The organism is Rheinheimera lutimaris (assembly GCF_013283795.1).
GTDB lineage: Bacteria > Pseudomonadota > Gammaproteobacteria > Enterobacterales > Alteromonadaceae > Alishewanella > Alishewanella lutimaris.
This window is the reverse complement of sequence record NZ_JABSOD010000023.1, coordinates 1-22,649: the sequence shown is the minus strand read 5'-3', so window position 1 is coordinate 22,649 and position 22,649 is coordinate 1. Positions and strand designations below refer to the sequence as shown.

At 49.6% G+C, this 22,649-nt stretch carries 16 protein-coding genes and 1 pseudogene; 7 read left to right on the top strand and 10 right to left on the bottom strand.

Features of this window, described 5'->3' with window-relative positions; all coding sequences use genetic code 11:
- Window positions 1-75: 75 nt before the first annotated feature.
- Window positions 76-2,862 carry a DNA polymerase I gene (gene polA, locus HRH59_RS16605; RefSeq protein ID WP_173502401.1) on the bottom strand — a complete coding sequence of 929 codons (2,787 nt, stop codon included), beginning with the start codon at window positions 2,860-2,862 and terminating at the stop codon, window positions 76-78.
- Window positions 2,863-3,376: 514 nt separating this feature from the next.
- Between polA and HRH59_RS16600 the strand changes: the two genes are divergently transcribed.
- Both HRH59_RS16600 and HRH59_RS16595 read left to right on the top strand, forming a co-directional pair.
- Entirely contained in the window at window positions 3,377-3,769 is a 393-nt protein-coding gene (locus HRH59_RS16600; protein ID WP_173502400.1) for a c-type cytochrome, read from the top strand.
- A gap of 202 nt (window positions 3,770-3,971) precedes the next feature.
- A complete protein-coding gene (locus tag HRH59_RS16595) occupies window positions 3,972-6,578 on the top strand; it encodes a sensor domain-containing phosphodiesterase (protein WP_218573549.1) in 2,607 nt (868 codons plus the stop codon).
- On the opposite strand, the gene rep is transcribed toward HRH59_RS16595, so the two are convergent.
- On the bottom strand, window positions 6,552-8,567 hold the full coding sequence (rep, locus tag HRH59_RS16590; protein ID WP_173502398.1) for a DNA helicase Rep: 2,016 nt from the start codon (window positions 8,565-8,567) through the stop codon (window positions 6,552-6,554). The two genes, HRH59_RS16595 and rep, sit on opposite strands and share 27 nt — an antisense overlap.
- Window positions 8,568-8,707: 140 nt before the next feature.
- On the opposite strand from rep, the gene ubiK reads away from it, so the two are divergent.
- Window positions 8,708-8,995 (top strand): ubiquinone biosynthesis accessory factor UbiK, encoded by a 288-nt coding sequence (ubiK, locus tag HRH59_RS16585; RefSeq protein ID WP_173502397.1) that lies wholly within the window; start codon window positions 8,708-8,710, stop codon window positions 8,993-8,995.
- Between the two features lie 103 nt (window positions 8,996-9,098).
- Here the strand turns inward: ubiK and HRH59_RS16580 are convergent, their stop codons facing one another.
- Window positions 9,099-9,341: a hypothetical protein gene (locus tag HRH59_RS16580; protein WP_173502386.1), complete on the bottom strand. Its 243-nt coding sequence runs from the start codon at window positions 9,339-9,341 to the stop codon at window positions 9,099-9,101.
- 87 nt (window positions 9,342-9,428) lie between these two features.
- Here HRH59_RS16580 and HRH59_RS16575 point away from each other — a divergent pair.
- Window positions 9,429-9,567, top strand: a pseudogene (locus HRH59_RS16575) (IS481 family transposase); the annotation flags it as partial.
- A 133-nt stretch (window positions 9,568-9,700) separates the two neighbouring features.
- On the opposite strand, the gene glmS reads toward HRH59_RS16575, so the two are convergent.
- Together glmS and HRH59_RS16565 are read right to left on the bottom strand one after the other, a co-directional pair.
- The gene (gene glmS / locus HRH59_RS16570; protein ID WP_173502396.1) at window positions 9,701-11,530 is read right to left on the bottom strand and encodes a glutamine--fructose-6-phosphate transaminase (isomerizing); all 1,830 of its coding nucleotides are present in this window, start codon (window positions 11,528-11,530) and stop codon (window positions 9,701-9,703) included.
- 56 nt (window positions 11,531-11,586) lie between these two features.
- Window positions 11,587-12,354, bottom strand: coding sequence for a DeoR/GlpR family DNA-binding transcription regulator (locus HRH59_RS16565; RefSeq protein ID WP_173502395.1), 768 nt, complete (start codon window positions 12,352-12,354; stop codon window positions 11,587-11,589).
- A 254-nt stretch (window positions 12,355-12,608) separates the two neighbouring features.
- On the opposite strand from HRH59_RS16565, the gene HRH59_RS16560 reads away from it, so the two are divergent.
- A complete protein-coding gene (locus tag HRH59_RS16560; RefSeq protein ID WP_173502394.1) occupies window positions 12,609-14,387 on the top strand; it encodes a flavodoxin domain-containing protein in 1,779 nt (592 codons plus the stop codon).
- Here the strand turns inward: HRH59_RS16560 and HRH59_RS16555 are convergent.
- Window positions 14,384-14,944, bottom strand: a complete 561-nt coding sequence (locus HRH59_RS16555) for a DUF1439 domain-containing protein (RefSeq protein WP_173502393.1) — start codon at window positions 14,942-14,944, stop codon at window positions 14,384-14,386. The two genes, HRH59_RS16560 and HRH59_RS16555, sit on opposite strands and share 4 nt — an antisense overlap.
- 222 nt (window positions 14,945-15,166) lie before the next feature.
- Here HRH59_RS16555 and HRH59_RS16550 point away from each other — a divergent pair, with 222 nt between their 5' ends.
- Window positions 15,167-16,306 (top strand): dicarboxylate/amino acid:cation symporter, encoded by a 1,140-nt coding sequence (locus HRH59_RS16550; protein WP_173502392.1) that lies wholly within the window; start codon window positions 15,167-15,169, stop codon window positions 16,304-16,306.
- Between the two features lie 242 nt (window positions 16,307-16,548).
- Here HRH59_RS16550 and glmU read toward each other — a convergent pair whose 3' ends face one another.
- The 4 genes from glmU to HRH59_RS16530 all read right to left on the bottom strand — a co-directional run bounded on the left by glmU (window position 16,549) and on the right by HRH59_RS16530 (window position 20,155).
- Window positions 16,549-17,913, bottom strand: a complete 1,365-nt coding sequence (gene glmU, locus HRH59_RS16545) for a bifunctional UDP-N-acetylglucosamine diphosphorylase/glucosamine-1-phosphate N-acetyltransferase GlmU (protein WP_173502391.1) — start codon at window positions 17,911-17,913, stop codon at window positions 16,549-16,551.
- A gap of 232 nt (window positions 17,914-18,145) precedes the next feature.
- Window positions 18,146-19,027 carry a TraB/GumN family protein gene (locus tag HRH59_RS16540; RefSeq protein WP_173502390.1) on the bottom strand — a complete coding sequence of 294 codons (882 nt, stop codon included), beginning with the start codon at window positions 19,025-19,027 and terminating at the stop codon, window positions 18,146-18,148.
- Between the two features lie 43 nt (window positions 19,028-19,070).
- Window positions 19,071-19,835: a CPBP family intramembrane glutamic endopeptidase gene (locus tag HRH59_RS16535; protein ID WP_173502389.1), complete on the bottom strand. Its 765-nt coding sequence runs from the start codon at window positions 19,833-19,835 to the stop codon at window positions 19,071-19,073.
- 74 nt (window positions 19,836-19,909) lie between these two features.
- A complete protein-coding gene (locus tag HRH59_RS16530; protein ID WP_173502388.1) occupies window positions 19,910-20,155 on the bottom strand; it encodes a hypothetical protein in 246 nt (81 codons plus the stop codon).
- Window positions 20,156-20,458: 303 nt separating this feature from the next.
- Between HRH59_RS16530 and HRH59_RS16525 the strand changes: the two genes are divergently transcribed.
- Complete coding sequence (locus HRH59_RS16525; protein WP_173502387.1) at window positions 20,459-22,600, top strand: winged helix-turn-helix domain-containing protein; 2,142 nt, start codon at window positions 20,459-20,461, stop codon at window positions 22,598-22,600.
- The last annotated feature ends 49 nt before the right edge of the window (window positions 22,601-22,649 follow it).

Genomic DNA, 22,649 nt, shown 5'->3' with positions numbered 1-22,649 from the left:
GGGCATGAAAGTGTGACAGGAGAGAGATTAACTTAACTATAATCTCTGACTGCGTAGGCAGAATTAAGTTCCCTGCTAATGTGCTTCGTCCCAGTTATCGCCGGAACCGGCTTCTGCCAACAGTGGAACATCGAGTTCAGCTGCGGTGGCCATTAGCGCCACCAGTTGTTGTTTTACCGCGTCAACTTTGTCGGCATCAACTTCAAACACCAGTTCATCGTGTACTTGCATAATCATGTTGGCGGCCGGGTTAGCCTGCTGTTGCAGCCAGTTGTCTACCACTATCATCGCTTTCTTAATGATATCAGCTGCGGTGCCTTGCATTGGTGCGTTAATGGCGGCACGCTCTGCGCCTTTTCGGCGCATCATATTTTGCGCATTAATTTCCGGCAAATACAAACGCCGGCCAAACAAGGTTTCGACATAGCCTTGCTCGTGAGCTTGTTTACGGGTGCGTTCCATATAGTCCAGTACGCCGGGGAAACGTTCAAAATAGCGGTCGACATATTGCTGCGCTTCGTTGCGGCTAACCCCCAGTTGTTTCGCCAGGCCAAATGCCGACATACCGTAAATCAGACCAAAGTTCACGGCTTTGGCGCTGCGGCGTTGATCTGATGTAACCTCATCCAATTTAACGCCGAACACTTCTGCTGCAGTAGCACGGTGAATATCGCGACCTTGTGCAAAAGCATCCAGCAAGGCCTTATCTTGCGACAAGTGCGCCATAATACGCAGTTCAATTTGTGAATAGTCGACGGCGACAATTTTTTTGCCGGGCGGTGCAATAAAAGCCCGGCGAATGCGACGGCCTTCTTCGGTACGGATAGGGATATTCTGCAGGTTAGGATCGGTAGAACTTAAACGGCCGGTAGCCGCGACAGCCTGATGATAAGAGGTATGCACCCGGCCGCTTAGCGGATGCTGCATTTTCGGCAGCTTATCGGTATAAGTAGATTTAAGCTTGCTTAAACCGCGGTGTTCTGTGATCAGCTTGGGAAATTCATATTCTAATGCCAGTTCTGCCAATACTTCTTCAGCGGTAGACGGCGCGCCGGTGGGCGTTTTTTTCAGTACCGGCAGGCCCATTTGCTCAAACAGAATTTCCTGCAACTGCTTGGGCGAAGATAAATTAAACGGCTTGCCGGCCTGCTCATAAGCGAGCTGCTCCAGCTCAGCAATACGGTTGGCTAATTGCTCGCTTTGTTTTGCCAGCAAGCTACTGTCTATTAATACGCCGTAACGTTCGATGCGCGACAGGATATCTACCAGCGGCATTTCGATATCGCGTAATACGCTGACCAGGCCGCTATGCTGTTGCAGCTGCGGCCATAGTTTCTGATGCAACTGCAGCGTGATATCGGCATCTTCGGCGGCGTATTGCGCGGCTTTCTCCAGCTCTATCTGGTTAAAGGTCAGTTGTTTGGCGCCTTTGCCGGCAATATCTTCAAAGCTGATGGTTTTCTGCCCCAGATATTTCAGCGCCAGGCTGTCCATATCATGGCGCGATGCCACTGAGTTCAGCACATAAGACTCCAGCATGGTGTCAAAACGCACACCTTTTAATGCTATGCCATAGCGCGCCAGCACACTTTGGTCGTATTTCAGGTTCTGTCCGACTTTGGCTTTGCTGTCATCTTCCAGCCAGGGTTTTAGTTGCGCCAGTACCCAATCGCGCTTCAATTGTTCCGGCGCGCCGACATAATCGTGTGCTACCGGTACATACCAGGCGCAGCCGGCGGCAGTGGCTACTGACAAGCCCACCAGTTCTGCCTGCATATAGTCCAGGCTGGTGGTTTCGGTATCAAAGGCAACCAGTTCGCAGCTGTGCAATTGCCGCAGCATGGCATTAAATGCTGCTTCGTCCAGTACGGTGAGGTAATTTGCCGCGGCTGCGTTGGCGACGTTACTGTCGGTATCATCAGTGCCGGCGAACATATCCGTTTGCGCGGTTTGTGGCTTTGCTCTGGCTGCAGCGGGTTCGTTATCCAACACTTCGGCTAACCAGCGGCGGAATTCGCATTCGGTGTACAGCTTTGCCAGCCGGCTATTGTCCGCTGCTTTAATGGCCAGATCGGCCAATTGATACGGTAGCTCGACATCGGTTTTGATGGTAGCCAACTGATAGGACAATTTTAACTGCTCATGAAACTCCTCCAGCTTGGCAACCATGGTTTTGGCACCACGAAAGCTCAGTGCCGGCACCTTGTCCAATTGCTGATATATCTGCTCAATAGAACCTAAACCCTGCAATAATGCGGCGGCAGTTTTCTCGCCTACGCCGGGTAAGCCCGGGATGTTATCGACTTTGTCACCCATCAGTGCCAGATAATCGATAATCAGCTCCGGACCAACGCCAAATTTTTCTGTTACGCCTTGCGGGTCAAGCAGGGTGTTGGTCATGGTATTGATCAACGTAACATGCTCGTCTACCAACTGAGCCATATCTTTGTCGCCGGTTGAAATCAGCGTATGCCGGCCTTCACGGCTGGCCTGGCGTGACAGTGTGCCAATCACATCGTCGGCTTCTACACCACTAACACATAACAAAGGCAGGCCCATGGCTTCAATAATGCGGTGCAGCGGTTCAATTTGGCTGCGCAGATCATCCGGCATTGGCGGGCGGTGGGCTTTGTATTCACTGTACATTTCATTGCGAAAGGTCGGCCCTTTAGCATCGAACACTACTGCCATCTGTGTTGGCTGATATTGGCGTAGCAAGCTTTTCAACATGTTAACCACACCATAGATGGCGCCGGTAGCTTCACCGCGGGAGTTAGTTAAGTGCGGTGGCGAATGATAAGCGCGGAATAAATAGGAGGATCCGTCGACCAGGATCAGCGGCGTGCCACAGATGGTAACCATGAATGTTTGTCCTGCAGAAATAAAGCTATAGCATGCCACAGAGCCAGGCTGGCTGCCAGTAACAGCGCAGCGGCGCGTTTAGGCAAACCTGTGGATAACTTTGTGCAAAACCAAAGCGGAAATGCCGGCTTCTCGAACAAAGATCCGGTTATTATAATACTTAAGTCATTGTTTTTAGTTTAAAAAAATAGGGGTGTACTACAGTGCCCATATTATTATTCTTATACTTTTGTTTTGTGGAAAACGTTTAGTAGCGCTTTCCTGCCGGTAGTTAACACACAGGTTGCCCTAACACACCGGTCAAATAGACTATCATATTGCCGCCAGATTCAAAGCGAAACCGTTAAATAATTTTGCTTTAAAAAAAACCGCTAACCTAAGCGAAAAGTATATGTAGTAACCATGCTTGTTACCGAGGTGAAACACTGGCTGCAGTACAGGGCTTCCCCTTACCGCAGCTTGGAGGCTATAATGGCGCAAACTTTGTGCGGACTTTACGACAGGAACCCAGAAGATGAAAAAAATAACTATCGCTTTCGCCTTGCTGTTAACAACTTTTGGCATTCAAGCCAGTGCAGAAGCAGATAAGGAAGCGTTAGCTAAACGTCTGGCTCCGGTCGGTCAGGTGTATGTTGCTGGTGCAGTGGTGGCTTCAGAAGCGGCTTCCGGCCCGCGCAGTGGCGAAAAAGTATATCAGACAGCCTGTTTTGCCTGTCATGGCACCGGCGCACTGGATGCACCAAAAAAGGGTGATGTGGCGTGGAAAGCACGGATGGAACAGGGCTTCGATACCCTGCTTAAGCATGCTATTGAGGGGATCCGCAATATGCCGGCCCGCGGTACTTGTGCCGATTGCTCTGATGATGAAATTGCCGCTGCCATTAAATTTATGACTGACGGCGTGTAACTGTTTTATTATTTCTATCGCGCCTAAGGCTGCGTTATTGCAGCCTTAGGCTTTTTTGTACCTGAATAAAATAATTTTGCCTAAGCACAGAGGCTGCTAATGCCGTGTAGGCTCTTCCATGTGGTTAAATTTTGTGCATAATGGGCGCAATTAAATAATAAGTCGTTCTGGTATGGTCGACAAAAAATCACAAGAGTCAGGGTTGAAGGAAGCAACACAACTGAACAAACGTTTGCAACTGGCTGAAAATAAAATACGCCGCTTAACGTTACTGACAAAACGTTATAAACAGGCGTACATCACCCAGGGTGCTCTGTTAAAGCTGTCAGAATTAGCCAGTACTATTAGTGATATGCGGGACTTTTATCCGGCTATCCATAAAATGGTATCTGAACTGCTGCACGCTGAAAATTTCTATGTGGTGTTTTACGACAGTGACAGTGAGCATTATTCGCCGCAGTATTTTTCTGATGAAAAAGACCAGCAACTTATTGCACAAGTGCCATCCGGCGCATTCTCGTCGGGGTTAACCGGCTACGTTGCGCGCACCGGGCAAGCGTTGTTATGTGATCGTGAACAATTCAGCCAACTGGTTTTGCAAGGCCATATTCAGCAACAAGGTTCAGCCAGCGACCACTGGTTAGGTATTCCGCTGTGCCGCGGTACTCAGGTTATCGGTGTAATGGCCATTCAGTCGTATAATGCCAAACAGCTATATACCGACAGTGACCTTGCGTTGTTCAGCAGCATAGGTGGCCACACTATCAGCGCTCTGGACCGGGTGAAAAGCCGCGAACTGCTGGAAGACACAGTGCGCCAGCGTACGCAGCAGTTACAAAAGATCAATCAGTCGCTGCAAAAAGAAATTAAAGAGCGCACGAATGCCGAGCAATTGCAGGCGGCGTTGTACCGGATCTCAGAGTTAACGGCCAGTAGCCGTGATATGAACAGTTTTTATAAAGCGGTGCATGTGGTGTTGTCGGAGCTGATGCCGGCAGAAAACTGTTACATCGCCTTGCTGGATCAGGACAGAACCAAACTAACCTTCCCGTTTTATCTTGATCAATATTCGCCGCCGGCGCGCGAGCGTCCGATAAGCCGTGGCTTTACTGAATATGTGATTCGCTGTGCGGATGCGCGCTTAATTAACAGTGCCAGTGCGCAACAATTGGTTGAAGCCGGCGAAATCAGACGCGGTATGGCTGACCCCATGCGACCGGCCCTGCATTCGACCAGTTGGCTTGGCGCGCCGTTATTGATCGACCAGCAGGTTATTGGTGTTATCGCGCTGCAGTCTTATGAGCAAAGTTACAGCTATGGTGAGGTCGAGCTGAACATTTTACGTTTTGTGTCACAGCACATCGCGGTGGCTATTCAACGTAAATTGGGCACAGAGCAACAAAAACGGCATCAGGAAGAGTTAGAGCGCAAGGTATTCGAAAGCACCCGCGAGCTGCGCCAAACCAATCTGTTTTTACGCTTACAGGTAGAGGAGCGTAAAAAGGCCGAGCAAAAACTGTTTTATGAAGCCAATCATGACGCACTGACCGGGTTGGCTAACCGGCAAATGTTTCTGCAACAACTAAAACAACAATTTGCCCTGAGTAAACGCCAGCCGCAGCTGAGTATGGCGTTACTGTTTATCGACTTAGACCGCTTTAAGCTGATTAACGACAGTTTGGGCCATCATGTTGGCGATGCGTTTTTAATTGAAGTTAGCAAACGTCTGCAAAGCACGGTGCGCGAGCACGATTTAGTTGCCCGTCTTGGCGGTGACGAGTTTGTCGTGTTGCTGACCAGCCTGTTGCATGACACCGATGCTGAAGACGTGGCCGAGCGGATTATCGATAAGGTACGGCAGCCATTTTTACTGCAGGGGCAGCAAGTGCATTCCGGTGCCAGCATCGGCATTGCTTATTTCGACAGTGATCACAGTAAAGCTGAAGCCTTATTGCGCGATGCTGATGCGGCTATGTATCAGGCAAAATCGATGGGGCGCAACCGCTTTGTTATTTTTAACGAAACCATGCGCGAACAAATGTTGCAGGCCCTGACGATGGAGCAGGTAATGCAGCAGGCATTAGAGCAGCAACAGTTTACCGCGGTATATGAACCGGTGTTGTGTGGCCAGGCCCGTAGCCTGATGGGCTATGAGGTGCATACGCAATGGCAGCATCCGCAACTGGGTACCCAGTACGATTTTAATAAATACGCCACTGAAGCCGGCTTAATGCCACAAATTGAGCAGCTGATGCTACACCAGGCCTGCCGGCAGTTAGCGATAAGTAGCGACGACACCGGTTTGTTAACCGTGCGTCTGAGCATACAGCACGTGCAGCAAGCTGAACTGTTTGAGGTATTAAAGCGGCAAATAGCCACAGTGCAGCATAAACATCGCTTGTGCCTGGCGTTTACCGAGCGCGAAGTGTTACAAACGACATCGACTGCACAGGCATCGTTGCAGCAGTTGAAGCAAACCGGGGTGCGGCTGGCATTGCATAACTTTGCCGCTGATGCCGCGCCTGTGGGCTTGCTACTACAGCAGTTGTTCGACTTTGTTAAACTGGACGCTGCTTTTTGCCGGCAGCTACCGCGCAATGAACAAAAACGCCAACTACTGCAAATGCTGCAGTCGCTGGCGTTAAGTTATAAATTCCGTTTACTGGCCGACGGTGTGGACAACGCCGATTTACTTAACCTGCTGCTGGCAGAAGGCTGTTGTTTTATGCAGGGTAAGTATGTTGCCGGCTTGTTGTCGGCACAAGAGCTGGCCAACACACCGTCAGTTGTTTTTCAGCAGCTGGCGTAAGCGGTCTATATGCGCCTGGCCGGTTTGCTGACGCTGCTCGGCTGTTTTCACCGGTACTGTGCTTTGCCATTCTAAATCATCCTGCGGCAATTCGTACAAAAACCGGCTGGGCTCCGGCCGTATCACTTCGCCAAATTGGCGGCGTTCTTTGGCATAGGTAAAAATCAGTTCGCGTTGGGCACGGGTAATACCGACATAGGCCAGCCGGCGCTCTTCCTCAACGTTATCCTCATCTATGCTGACCTGATGCGGCAAAATACCCTCTTCCATGCCCACCATAAATACATAGGGGAATTCCAGCCCTTTGGAGGCGTGCAGAGTAAGTAGTTGCACCTGATCGGCATTGTCGTCCTGCTCCTGGCGTTCCATCATATCGCGCAGTGTTAAGCGGGTGACGACTTCGGGCAAGGTCATCGGTTCGTCGTCATCTTTGCCTTGCAGCATTTCGCTGATCCAGCGATACAGCTCGTTAACGTTTTTCAGCGCCATTTCGGCGGCTTTCGGGCTGGTGCTGGTTTCAAATAACCAGGCTTCATAATGGCTCTGGCGAATTAAATCGCGTATCGCTTCAGCCGGGTCGGCGCGTTGTACGTTATCGGCTATGTTACTTATCCACTGGGCAAACTGTTTTACCGCATTATGGGCGCGGGCGGATAAATGCATCGACAGCTCGCTGTCGCAGCAGGCCTCAAACAAACTGATGTGTTTTTCATTGGCCAGGTTGCCCACCTGTTGTAAGGTTGCCGCACCAATTTCACGCCGCGGCACGTTAATAATCCGAAGCAAAGCGTTATCGTCGTCCTGGTTTACTATCAAACGCAAGTACGCCATCACATCTTTAATTTCACTGCGGGAAAAAAACGAGGTACCGCCGGATATTTTGTAGGGTATGCGGTTGGTCATCAGCGCTTTTTCAAATAAGCGCGATTGATGGTTACCGCGGTACAACAAGGCATAGTCGCGGTATTGGCTGCGGTTAATAAAGCGGTGCGAGATGATCTCGGCCACCACTTTTTCCGCTTCGTCTTCTTCGTGCTTACAGGGCAACACTTTTAACGGCACACCGTAACCGTTTTCACTGAACAGCTGCTTATCGAACTCGTGCGGGTTATTGGCAATTAATATATTGGCGGCCTTTAAAATGCGCTCGGCCGAGCGGTAGTTTTGCTCCAGCTTAATCACATTTAATGACGGAAAGTCAGTTTTTAACAGTGCCAGGTTTTGCGGCCTTGCCCCGCGCCAGGAGTAAATAGACTGGTCATCATCGCCCACCACGGTAAAACGCTGACGCTCACCCACCAGCCATTTCACCAACTGGTATTGGCTGGTGTTGGTATCCTGATACTCATCCACCAGCAGGTACTGAATTTTCTGCTGCCACTTTTGCCGTACCTCTGCGTTGTGCTGAAACAGCAAAGTAGGCATTAAAATAAGGTCGTCAAAATCCAGTGCGTTGTAGGCGGTAAGCTGTTGCGTGTAATGCTGATAATAATTAGCAAAGCTGATGCTTTGCGCATCCTGCGCCTCGCTAATGGCTTTGGCCGGCAGCGTTAATTCATTTTTCCAACTGCTGATACGGCTTTGCAGTGCGCGCAGTAAGTCTTTATCGCCCTGAATATCGTTTTCGCTCAGCTCTTTTAACAGCGCCATGCTGTCCTGATCATCAAACAGGGTAAAGTTGGCTTTATAGCCAATATGGCGGTATTCCTTTTTCAGGATCTCCAGCCCGAGGGTATGAAAAGTAGAGATAGTCAGGCCACGGGTGGCGGTTTTCGGCAGTTCGTGGTTAATCCGCTCGCGCATTTCGCGCGCCGCTTTATTGGTAAAAGTAACCGCCGCGATATGCCGTGCCGGCATGTCGCATTGCTGAATTAAATAGGCAATTTTGTTGATAATCACCCGGGTTTTACCGCTGCCGGCACCGGCCAGCACCAGGCAAGGCCCGGAGATAAATTTAACAGCAGCATTTTGTTGCGGATTTAACTTCATTGACTCACCCTTACACTTAAGCAGGCATTGTAACGAAATTTGCCGGCAAATAGCATTCGCCATTGCGCTTTTGGTCTGTAGAATAACCGTATTGGTTTTGCATAACGTCGTAAGCTATTGCTGCGACACAGGAGAACAGCATGATAGACCCGAAAAAAATTGAAGATATCGCCAAACAAATCGGCAACGCCATTCCGCCACAAGTGCGTCAGTTTGCCGATGATGTCGAAGCCAAAGTAAAGCAGGTGCTACAGCATAAATTGGCCGATTTGGATTTTGTCAGCCGCGAAGAATTTGACGTGCAGCGCCAGGTATTGCTTCGCACCCGCGAGAAAGTAGAAAAGCTGGAGCAGCAGTTAACAGCACTACTGGCAGAGAAAACGCAGCAGTTTGACGCTAAACAGCTGCCATCATCTGACCAGCAATAAAAAAGCCGATAGCGCAATATCGTCCGGATATTGCGCCAATTTGTTGATCTTTGCCAAGAGTTACGACAGCACTGGCAGATAAGTATGAATCGACCTTGCTGTGCTATTTCTGCGACGGCAATACCGCCTTGGTTAGTAACCAGTGGTCGTCGTTACGTTGAAATAAAGCCAGATGGCTTTTAGTTTCAAATAAGATCAAATTGTCATGCTGGCTGACTTTGGTTTCGGGATCGAAAGGTGAAATCATAGCGTCAAAGTGGCGCAGCAGCTCCTGCTCAAGTGTTGTTTCAAAGTCCTCACCCAGTCGATAGTCAGCAACGAATTGACTAAAATCCTCCATGCTCATGGTATCAGCTACAACACGGTGTTCGTATCTGGCTACGACACGATCTGGAGAACTTTGAGAAGCGTTTGAAGGCGCTGGAAGCCAAGTCTGGACGAATGGCTGGTTTATTACAACAATGACCGAACTCATCAGGGCAAGAGACAAGATGTGCAATGGCAGAACGCCAATGGATACTTTGCTGGATGGAAAGCGGGTTTGGGAGCAGAAGAATCTGACTCAAATCTAATCTGACAGACACCGTGAAAAACTGGTAACTGTCAGATAAAGTCTGAGCCAGTACATTTTACATGATGATACTTTATTTTGCAGGGTGAAATTTTATTTTCACCCCACATTTTTACTATAAACAACTTACGAGCTTATTCCACCGTAACTGACTTCGCCAAATTACGTGGCTGGTCTACGTCGGTGCCTTTGATAATGGCGACGTAGTAGCTGAGTAACTGCAGTGGCAGGGTGTAGACGATAGGCGCCAGGATGTCGGCGACGTGTGGCACGTTGATAACGCGCATAGTCGCGTCTGACTGGAAGCGGGCGTCGGCGTCGGCGAATACGTATAAAATACCGCCGCGGGCGCGCACTTCTTCCACGTTAGATTGCAGCTTTTCTAACAGCTCGTTATTAGGTGCTACCACAATAATTGGCATTTCTGCGTCAATCAGTGCCAGCGGGCCGTGTTTTAACTCACCGGCGGCGTAGGCTTCAGCGTGGATGTAGGAAATTTCTTTCAGCTTTAACGCACCTTCCATCGCGATTGGGTACTGATCGCCACGGCCTAAAAACAGTGAGTGGTGCTTGTCGGCAAATTCTTCGGCCAGGGCTTCAATTTGTGGTGCCAGCGCCAGGGTTTGCTCCAGTTTCGCTGGCAGGCTCTTTAACGCATCAGTCAGCTCGCGCTGTTGCGCGGCGGTTAAGCCGTTATATTTACCAATGGCCATCGTCAGCATCGCCAAACCAACTAATTGCGTAGTAAAGGCTTTGGTAGAGGCCACGCCGATTTCGGCACCGGCGCGGGTCATAAAGGCTAAATCTGATTCACGTACCAGTGATGAACCGGCCACGTTACAAATGGTTAAGCTGCCTAAATAGCCGGCTTCTTTGGCCAGACGCAGTGCGGCTAAGGTGTCGGCGGTTTCGCCTGATTGCGAAATGCTCACCAGCAGGCTGTTTGGCTGTACAAAGGATTTGCGGTAACGGAATTCTGAAGCAATTTCAACGTTACAGGAAATGCCGCCTAACGACTCTAACCAGTAGCGCGCTACCATACCGGAGTGGTAGCTGGTACCACAGGCAACAATTTGCACATGTTTTACTTTTTTGAACAGCTCGGCAGCGCCGTTGCCGAAGGTTTCATCCAACACAGAATCGGCACTTAAACGGCCTTCCAGCGTGTTGTTAATGGCATGCGGCTGCTCGTAGATTTCTTTAAGCATAAAGTGGCGGTACTGGCCTTTGTCGCCGGCGTCGTAGCTCACATTTGACTCGTGCACTTCGCGCTCGATGGCCACGCCGTTTTTATCGAAAATGCTGACGCTATGGCGGGTAATTTCAGCTACATCGCCTTCTTCTAAGAAGATAAAGCGGCGGGTCACAGGCAATAGCGCCAGCTGATCAGAGGCAATAAAGTTTTCACCAATGCCTAAACCAATCACCAGCGGGCTGCCTGAGCGGGCCACTACCACGCGGCTGGCATCGGTTTTATCCATTAACACCGTGCCATACGCGCCGTGCAGCTGTTTCACCGATTTTTGTACCGCTGCCAACAGTGAGCCGGCGCTTTTCAGTTCTTCTTCGACTAAGTGGGCGATAACTTCGGTGTCGGTGTCAGAGGTAAACACATAGCCTTTAGCTTTTAAGGCATCACGCAGCGGGCTGTGGTTTTCAATAATGCCGTTATGCACCACGGTAATATTGCTGGATACATGTGGGTGAGCATTGCGCTCGCTTGGCTCGCCATGGGTAGCCCAGCGGGTGTGGGCAATACCCGTGCCGCCATTAACCGGCTGTGCTGCAACAGCGTCAGATAACTCTTTTACTTTACCTAAACGGCGCAAACGGGTCAGTTCGCCCGCTTCAGTTACCACGGCCACACCGGCCGAATCATAACCGCGGTATTCTAACCGACGCAGACCTTCTACCAGAATATCCACTACATCACGTTGCGCTACGGCGCCGACTATTCCACACATAATTATTCTCCGAAAATCTTTACTATTATGATGTTACGTTAAGATGTGGCAGTGAATCAGGCCTGAACCCGAATTACCTTCACACCCTGTTGTTCAATTTGTTTGGCATCGGCTACCGATAAGCCTTCATCGGTGATCAGCACTTTGACCATCGCCCAGGGTAATTCCAGGTTATGAATTTTGCGCCCCAGCTTGTCGGACTCCAACATCACAATCACTTCGCGGGCCACTTCCGCCATCACCCGGCTTAAGCTGTATAACTCGTTGTAAGTGGTGGTGCCGCGGGCCAGGTCGATGCCGTCGGCACCGATAAACAGCTGGTCAAAATCATAGTTGCGCAGCATTTGCTCGGCTAACTGGCCCTGAAATGCTTCCGATTGCGGATCCCAGGTGCCGCCGGTCATCAGCAGCGTTGGCTCGTTCTCCAGCTCGCGCAGGGTATTGGCAATCGCCAGCGAGTTGGTCATAACCACCAGGCCGCGCTTGCCGGCTAATTCCGGCAACAAGGCGGCGGTAGTGCGGCCACTGTCGATAATAATGCGGTAGTGATCTTTAATCAGCCCGGCAGCGGCTTTAGCAATTGCCAGCTTTCGCTTTGAAACCTTCTCTAAACTGGAATCGCTGACAAAGTCCTGCGGTACCGGCACAGCGCCACCGTAACGGCGCAACAGTAAACCGGCCTGGTCCAACACGGTTAAGTCTTTGCGAATGGTAACTTCCGACGTATTGAACTGCACAGCCAACTGCTCTACCGACAGTTCGCCCTGTTGCTGCAGTTGGCTGACAATCAGATGCCGCCGTTGTTGGGTATTACGTTTATTCATTTCTTTCGCTTAAGTTTCGAAACGAAAGATATTTTACTGGCTATTGCTGCTTTTGCAAGCAAAATGTTGCGATATCCATATGCTCGAATTATTTAATGAGAATTATTTGCATTTGATAATTAGTCGTATTATAGTCTTCTCCGTTCAGGGATGAACGTTGTTCCGGCCCCGGATGGGCTTCTCTGGTCGTTGTTTTACTTGTCTTGCACATTAAGGGGTAGGTTTTGCTACCCCTGCTTTTTCTTTGAGGCTTTATGTTACAGCGCTGGCAAAATATCCTGGAATGGCTGAATTTGGCCCTGCTGCTGTTATTGCCACTGTATGCCATCTTGCTACCGACCTCAGCACCGCTCAGCTCTTTACTGCTGCTTTATATCACTAACGCTACAGCGCTGGCCGCCGCACTGCGGTTAAAACGCTATTGCAACACGCTACCACCGCCAGTCGCAGCAGCCTGGCTGGAGCAGCATTTATTTCTGGCGCTGATACTTACCCTGCTGTACTGGTTTTATTTACCGCTGGCGCCGTTTAGCGCATTTGATGCACAGCTGCTGTGGCTAAGCACTCAGCTGGCGCTAGCCGGTTTAGCGCTGCGCTTGTATCTGGTTTATCGCACACCCGGCGCTGCCGGCAGCAGCACGCCCTTAAGCTGGTTAGTTGGCTATGCCAGCCAGTCCGGTATGGCACAACAGTTAGCAGAACGCACAGCAAAGCAACTGCGCGAGGCCGGCTTTCAGGTTGCGTTAGCCGGATTAGACCAATTAACACAACAACAATTACAACAACATCAAAAGGCATTGTTTGTCGTCAGCACCTATGGCGAAGGCGAGCCGCCGGACAATGCCAGCCGGTTTTATCAACTGGCGCAACAGTGGCAACAATCACTGGGACAATTGCAGTATGCTGTATTGGCGCTGGGCGATCGCAGCTATCAGCAGTTTTGCGGTTTTGGCCATTGGCTGGATCAATGGCTGCACAGCCGGCAAGCAACAGCATTGCAGCCGCTGCTGGAGCTGGACAGCTCAGAGCGCCAGCCACAAGCCTTATCACAATGGCAACAACTGCTGAGCAGCCTGACCCGACAAACACTACCGGCTGAACCGGCCGAATCAAACTGGTTTAACGCTGCGCTTGCAAGCCGCTATATTGCTAACCCGGCCAGCAGCGGTTTGCCTTGCTATGTCGTTAAGCTGCAGGTGCCCACCTCACTGCAGTGGCAAGCCGGTGATTTGCTTGAAGTACAACCGGAAAACAGCAAATGCAGCGTGGCGCTGTGGCTGACCAAGCATTTGATTAACGGCTGTCAGGCAGTGTACTACCATGACCGCCATGTGCCGTTATGCTGGGCACTGGCAGAGTTACAACTGGACAAAGTGCAACCACCGGCCGCCGGCGAGCCTTTAGCGTCCTGGTTGGCCGCGCAACCTAAGCTGCCGCTGCGTAGTTATTCCATTGCCTCAATACCGGAAGAAGGGCCGTTAACGCTGCTGGTGCGCCAGGTGCAGCAAGCAAACGGCAGTTTAGGAATCGGCTCCGGCTGGTTAACGGCCTGGGCCATGGAGGAACAACCGCTGCAGCTGCGGCTACGCCGCCACAGTGCATTTCACTTACCGGCAGACAACAAACCGGTTATTTTTATCGCCAACGGCACCGGCATCGCCGGCATTCGCGCTTTGCTGGCGCAACGGGTTAAACGCGGGCAACAGCAAAACTGGCTGTTGTTTGGAGAGCGGCGCCAGCACACCGACTTTTTCTTTGCTAAAGACATTCGTCAGTGGCAACAGCAAGGTTTTATCACACATTGTGATTTAGCCTTTTCACAAGATCAGCCGGATAAATACTACGTCCAACATGCATTGGCAGCACACAGCGATCGCTTACAGCAGTGGCTGGCGCAAGGGGCGGCTATCTACGTCTGCGGCAGCCTGCAAGGCTTGGGCAGCGCAGTGCACGGGGTATTAAGCGACACCCTGGGTGAAAACGAGCTAAACCGCTTGCAACTGCAAGGCCGCTACCGGCGCGATCTGTATTAGTTTTTACCCGGCATAAAGCTTATGCGGCCATTTTGTACCGCCATATTCAGCGGCACCGCCGTCAGCAGTTTAACGGTGGGGTTAGTTGTATCCAGCCGGTATACCGGGTTCGTTGCCAAAAAGCTGTTAACCAGTTTAAACAGTTCATTGCTTACCGGTGCCAGGTTGCCACGATAGCCGGAGGCTTCAATATTGGAATCCAGCAACTTTACCGAGCGCAAATACACGGCTTTTTCCGTACCGTCGTAATATGGCACGCCTTCTACCTGCAGTTGCAAGTTAGCCGGATAACTTAAACCAAATAACGACAGCGCAGCACTGGCCGACGTATTTAACCTTACCCGATCTGAATTATCCGGGCCTATTTCTACCTGCATGTTGTCAACCTGCATTTTCAGCGGGATGCCGGCTACGGTGGCCTGCTGCGTCAGTTTGGATACCTGGCCACGTAATAACTGTTCTAAATCCGCCTCGCTGACATTGTAAGCTGACATTTGCTGCAATTGGCTGCAACTTAACAGCAAGGTTAACCATGCTAATGCTATAAGTTTTCTCATCCGTTTATCTGCCTTATTAAAACGCTGTTATGTTTCAAATTTTTTGCCACGCACACCCAGTGTAACTAAATATCAGACGATAGTATGCGTTGGCTGACTTTTAGCTGAATTGGCTTATGCTCCACGTGAAACACAGCCGACCAGCAAAGCGCAGCCAGCCGAAACAACTTATGGTATGCTCAGCCACGCTAAGGGACCTTCACACTATAACGAGAAACAACTATGGCTTTAATAATTAAACTGATTGCCGGCATAGTGCTGGGTATGTTGTGTGGCTTGTATGCACCACATTGGCTAACACAACTATTAATTACCTTTAAAGGCTTGTTTGGCGAACTGTTGTTCTTCACCGTGCCACTACTTATTCTGTTTTTTATTACCAGCGGAATCGCAGCTTTACCGCGAAACTCCGGCAAATTACTTAGTCGCACGCTGGGTTTTGCCTACTTGTCTACCGTCATTGCGGGCACCTTAGCGTTTTTGGTTGCCAGTGTAGTAGTGCCTATGCTAACCAGCGCAAATACTGCTGCTGCGCCAACAGAAGTGACACATTTAACCGCTTTTATCGAAATGGACATTCCTCCGGCAATTAGTGTAATGACAGCCTTAGCACTGGCATTTATTTTTGGTTTAGGTATTGCTGCAACACAAGCCCGGCAATTAAGACAGTTATCAGATCAAGGCCGTGATGTTATTCAGCTAATGCTGGAAAAAGTCATTATTCCACTACTGCCATTGTATATCGCGGGTGAGTTCGCACAAATGGCGGCAGCGGGTACCGTATTTACCACACTGAAAACCTTCGGCATCGTACTTGTACTGGCGGTTGTCATGCATTGGTGCTGGATTATTACGCTATACACTATTGCTGGAATTAAAGCCGGTAAGTCGCCTTTTACCTCAATTAAAACCATGATGCCCGCCTATTTTACAGCACTGGGCACCATGTCGAGCGCGGCGACCATTCCGGTTTCACTACAAGCCACTAAAGCCAATGGCGTGAAACCGGATGTGGCTAACTTTACCGTACCGCTGTGCGCAACCATTCATTTGTCCGGATCTACCATTACTATCGTGACCTGCGCCATGGCCGTTGTTACCATGGTAAATGGCCTCGAAATGCCGTCGTTATTAACTGTACTGCCGTTTATTTTAATGCTTGGCGTAGTAATGCTGGCAGCGCCTGGCGTACCCGGCGGTGCGGTAATGTCTGCGGTGGGCCTGCTGGGTTCAATGCTGGGTTTCGGCGAAGCAGCCATAGCACTGATGATTGCGCTGTATATGGCACAAGACAGCTTTGGCACTGCCTGTAATGTTACCGGCGATGGCGCTATTGCGGTGCTCGTAGACAAAGCTGAATGAGTTACACACTGATAGTGTAGGTTGGAATCCCGATTTGGGCGTCACAGAGTGTCTGAGCCCTGCCGCAGGCAGTAGGCGACAAATTCGTCAGGAACGAATTTGAACAGCTACGCTGGCCTGAAAGGGCTTGGGCAGGAGGCCCTAGCTAGTTGCTGTGACGAGCCAGAGCGGGAATTGCAACCGGAGCTACTCCATCCGAACAATAATAAAACAGCCCGCTATTGCGGGCTGTTTAGTTTCGGTTACTTTTTAATTTTTACAGGCCTTTGCCAATCAGCAATATGCCGCTGTTTAGCGCGGGCTACCACCAGCTCGCCATCGGCGGCATCACGGGTCAATACTGAACCGGCACCAACAGTGGCGTTTATGCCCACGGTTACCGGCGCCACTAACGCACTGTTCGAACCGATAAAGGCGCCGTCTTTAATGGTAGTAACAAACTTATTCGCGCCATCATAGTTGCAGGTAATAGTACCGGCACCTACATTGACCTTGTCGCCTATTACTGCATCGCCAAGATAAGTTAAATGGTTGGCTTTAGAGCCTTTACCCAGGGTGGTTTTTTTCATCTCGACAAAGTTACCAACATGGCTGTCATCCAGCATCACGCTGTCCGGCCGCAACCGGGCGTAGGGGCCTACTGAACAATCGGCGCCTACACTGGCTTTTTCGATCATCGAGTTCGGTTTAATTTGTGTGTTATCGCCAACAACACAGTCTTTTAATATACAGTTGGCTCCAACGCTAACACCTTTACCTAACACTACTCTACCTTCAAAAATAACATTGATATCAATCATCACGTCATTGCCAACGCTAACCTCGCCACGCACATCTATCCGCGCCGGGTCGCGCAGGTTAGCGCCGGCCAGCATTAACTCTTCAGCTTTACGCTGCTGATAAGCCCGTTCTAACGCCGCCAGTTGCACGCGGTTATTAGCGCCTTCCACTTCCATCGGATTTTGCGGCTGGGCGGTGGCAATAGCCACGCCTTCATTGTGTGCCATAGCGATAACATCAGTTAAGTAGTATTCGCCCTGGGCATTGCTGTTAGATAAGCGGCCGAGCCAACTTTTTAATTGTTTGCCGGGCAGCGCCATAATGCCGCTGTTCACTTCCTTAATAAGTAACTGTTCAGCACTGGCATCTTTTTGCTCAACAATGCCGGTTACTTTGCCGTTTTCACGCACAATACGGCCATAACCGGTCGGGTTGGCCAAATTGACCGTTAAAATCGCCAGGCCATCAGCCGGTTTAACCGCCAGCAATTGCTGCAGGGTTTCTAAACGGGTTAACGGTACGTCGCCGTATAGCACCAGCACGGTATCGTCATCAGCGATATTCGGTATCGCCTGCGCCACGGCATGGCCGGTGCCGAGCTGCTCGGCCTGTAATACCCAGTGCAATGCTTGTTCGCTAAGGCCGGCCTGCAACGCATCGGCACCGTAGCCATAAACCAACTGTGGTTTAGCGGCGCCCAAGGCTCTGGCGGTATCGATTACGTGTTGTACCATCGGCCGCTCTGCTACCTTGTGCAGTACTTTGGGTAAATCTGATTTCATCCGCGTGCCTTTGCCGGCCGCCAGAATCACTACATTTAATGCCATAGAAGGATCCCTGTAATCATGCGTCTTATCGCTGGTGCGGTTATTCTAATAGATAACGCCGCAGATTACAGGGCCGGGGTGAAGTTTTGCTGAACACCGGTTAAACAAATATGCTTAAGCTGTGTATCAGCTGCAAGTTGAACCAGGTCCACAGCGCTATCCAACAACCTGCGGCAAACAGAACTGCTGCACCATCCTTGCTTAATCCTCTGCGCAGTAACATAACCGCCTCCTAATTAACTTGCTCAACGGTATAGCCCGCGTGCTCCAGCAATGCCAGTACGCTGTCTGCACCTGCAAGGTGACCGCCACCTACCAACACCAGTTCTTTGCTGTTATTGCCAAACATTTGCTTAATTTGTGGTAGCCAGTCGTTGTTACGCTGCACAAACAGCGCTTGATACAATACTGGGTCCAGTTCACAGGCGGGCTTTACCGCCAGGCTATCCAGCGCAGCCATATCACCGGCACGCCATGCGGCGATGATAGCTGTGAAGTAAGCTTTAAAGTCATCGAACTGCTCGAGGTTCATCTTTATAAAGGCATCTTCATAACCGTCCCCCATGTTAGCCAACAAGTTAATCTGGCTTTCCACGCTTTCCAAATAAGCCAGCGTTTTACCATCGGCTTTAGCTTTTTTATTGAAGTAACTGTCGACACCTTCGCCGGCCATTTGTGCCTTCATCATTTCCATCGACAGCATCTGCAGTATAATAAAGCCCGGTTTGTAGCCATCCAACTGCTGAAGTTGCACGCCGTAAGGGGCAAAATAGTCTGCCACCTGCTGATACACTTCAGGCGACAGTACCTTAGATAAACTGCGGCCATCAGTGTAAGCCATGGCTTTTATCAAAGCGGTTTGCATTTCGGTATCAGTAGGCTCAGGAATTTTCGCCTCCAGCACCAGAGTATCGGTCGCAGCATAAGCCTGATCAAACTCTGCGGGCAGTGGAAATGCGGACTCCGGCAATAGATGCACGGTACCGCCGATATACAGATAGTCATTACCCTTGCTGACTTTCCATATTGATGTTTCTGCCAAAACGGCTGTTGAACTTAATGCGACCAGCACCAGCGAGCCACAAAGTGTTTTTATACTATTCTTCAATTCCATAATAAGCCCTTATTTATCATTATTTTGCTCAAGAATACCGCTGTTACGCCAATCCCAAATACACCACCAATATCCAGGCGATCAGGTTATTAAGTGCATGCAGTGCCACAGGAACATACAAAGAACCACTGCGCTCACGTGCCAGCCCTAATAACAGACTGAACGCAAACAGCATGCCGAGTAAAATACCCGGATACTGGCCGGCATGTAACAAGGTAAACAGTAGAGATGTCAGTAATAAAGTGCCCCACAAACCAAGAAAACCAGTGCGCCAGGCTTTGAACAGATAACCACGAAATACAGCTTCTTCCAGTATCGGAGCCGCAACCACAAATACCAGCAACAGGCCAATATCACGGCTGCCCAAAATCGCACCGATAAAGTCACCAGCGTCAACTTCAAACAAATGATTGATCAGAGTTTGCGCCACAGCGAAGATCAGGTATGCCACTATCCATGGTAGCAATTGCTTTGCAGTTACCGCTTTTAGCGCCAGCGTCTGACGCCACGGCGAACCGCTGAGGTTTGCTGCCTTCAACACCCAGGGCAGTGTCAGGACACTTATAAGTAGATAAGATAAGGTTAGCCCAGTTGGAGTAGCCATATGTTGCACGACTATGTCGCCGATATCGTCAGGAGCAACTGTGCCACTGCCGCCTAAATAGGCGCCGTAACCAGCTGCATATAAAATTGCCCCCGCCAAATAAAGCAAAAAGAATGCGAGCAACCATACAATCGACTTAGCAAAAGTCGGCGCCACATGCGCAGTTAAAACAGGTGCAGCTATGTCAACTTGAGATGGGTTCATACTAAACTCCTTGTTTTTATTGTTAATTTAATACAAAACCTGATAAACAATAATGTATCAGGCTTTAAAGTAATTCAGTTTGTAATCAGGCTTTTTAATGATTCAGCCATAGATTGCAACGTCGTTGATACCTGCTGCTTAATGCCGCTAACCAGCTGCTGGTGTAAATCATCAACAAGCTGCTGTTGATTGATATTTATCTCGTTAACTGTTTGCGGTTGCTCTGAATTGCCAGCTTGCGGCTGCGCCAACACGGCAGAACTGGCAAACAATGCACTAACGACAACTAAGCGGGCGACATTAGACGTGAATGTTTTCATTTTGCTATTCCTTCTGGTTCAGTAAGTATGTTTGTCTATTGACAACTGCGGACTCACTGCCTGTCCGTTACGTTGTTGAGCTCACTCTAGCCAGCCGGTGACAAAAAGTCCCTTATCAGAAGCTAAGCAATTTATTGCTAAGAAAAAAAAATATAAACCTCTGTTTTTAAATAAATAAAACAAACCTTATGAAAACCTTATGATGAATTTATAAGCTTTAGCGCGCAGTGGTTATTTAACTTGAATCAGCAATTGCTTCTGTTACAGTTACAGCTTGTTCAAAATAGAAAGAATAATTAACAGATGGATGTTATACAGCTTGGTCCATGGATCTTTACGCCGGCTGATTTCAGCATTAAACACGCAGCACAGCGTAAAGAGCTGGAGCCACTGCTGTGTAAACTGCTGCAGTATTTTGCAGCTAATCCGGGCAAGATCATTTCCCGCCAACAACTGATTGATACCATCTGGCAGCAAAGCTATGTCGATGACAATGCAATAAACCGCGCCATATCTGAACTGCGTAAAGCGTTGCAGCACGAAAGCCTGACAGAATCGCCGATTAAAACTCATCACCGCAAAGGCTATAGCCTGCAATTAACCGGTTTTAATCCTGCGAAAGTTAATGAAGATACGGCGGTAAACAATAATACTGCGCTGCCACGCCGGCGTTTGACGATACCCGCTATAGTATTGGCTCTGGCCACGCTGTTTGTTGTTGTTTTTATCGGCTACCGAATATTGCCGGACAATACCGCGCTACAACAGGTAGCAACAGAAAAACGAACAAGCGGCGACATTACGCTCAACATCACCACGCAACAGAAAATCACCTGGTTTAAGGGCATTGAATCCAGACCTTTAGTGTCGCCGGATAAACAGTTACTGGCTTACAGTCATTCTCAACCCGATGGCAGTGTCCGCACCATGATACGCAAATTGGGCATAAACACCGGCAACCTGTTGCAGGAAGTGGCGATTGAAGAGCAAGGCAAAATATACAGTGTGCAAACCTGGCAGCCGCAGAGTAATAAATTATTGGTTCAGGCAGTAAATGAAGACGGTAGCCATTGTGAGTATCAAAATTATGATTTTAGCCAATTTCCAACTTATAGCGTAACGCGTTTAACCGGCTGTACCGGTATGACCCTTGGTACAGCACAAGTTAGCCCAGATGGTCAGTGGCTATATTACAGCAAAAGCAGTGCCGGCCTATATTCTGGCAACGCACTGCTGGCAGAAAACCTGATCAATGGCACAGTGCAAACATTGCTTGATGCCCCCTCGGCTGGGCTCGGCGTCACCTTGTTGGCACTGTCTGCCGATGGCAGCAAACTGGCTTATGTTCTGATGCCTGAGTCTAACCACCCTGATATCTATATTTATGATCCTGTCAGCCGCGAGCACAGCCGCGTAGCCAGCCTGCCAATACCGATATTGCTACTGGGGTTGGAATGGAGCGCCGATCAAAGCAGCTTACTGTTACCGGGTGGCAATGGCATTTTGCAGATTAATCTGACGGATAAAAGCCGTAGTCTGCTAAAACTGCCGGACAATATTATCGTTGGTGAGATGTCTCTGCTGACAGAAAACCAGGCTTACATCTCACCGATGACAGCCAACACCACTACTCAAAGCGGTATGCAGTTGGTTAAGGTGACGCGGGCTTTTGATACTGCAAACCGCGAAATCAGCTTTTTAAATAATGCCGCCGGCAGCGATATGGCAATAGCAATATCCCCGACAGACGCCAGCCGTTATGCCTTTGCTGCCAACTGGACCGGCAACTGGCAATTATGGCTAAGTGTTGATGGCCGGAACAAGCAAGTGACTGAGTTAATAGCAGATAATCAACCGGTCAACGGTATTAGCTGGTCAGGTGATGGCCGCTATATCGCTTTTGTACAACAGGGTAATCTGCATTTATATGATACGCAGCGCCAGCAACTGATAACCAAGCTGGAAAACAACGATATTGGCCAACCGGTGTGGCTGCCGGACAACAGCGGCCTTATATTGACGCGACTGCAGGGCAACAGCCAAAATTTGTGGCAGCTTGACCTGATAAGTAACGAGTTAACTCAATTAACATTCTCTGCCGGCAGCTTTGCTCAGTATGATCAACAAGGCCAGTTACATTATCACCGTGATGGTAAGCTGTATCGTTACGTAGATGGCAAAAAAAACGATATTGAAGTGAATAGTAGCAGCGACAACAGCTTTGTCGGTGTTTGGTTATTGCAAGCCGGGCAGCAGTATCGCTACAGTATGCTGGGCCATATAGAACAGTACAACCCAGCGACCGGTGAGACCCGCAAAACACAGCTGCCACACAAATTAATAGCAGTGCATCCGGACCCACACAACCCGGACAATATCTATGCTACGGTATTTGTCACGCCCGAGTTGGCGCTGGAGTTTATTCAGTGGCAAATTGAAAATTAACATCTAATGCAATAAGTAAAAATCCACCTCCATAGGAGGTGGCTTTGCG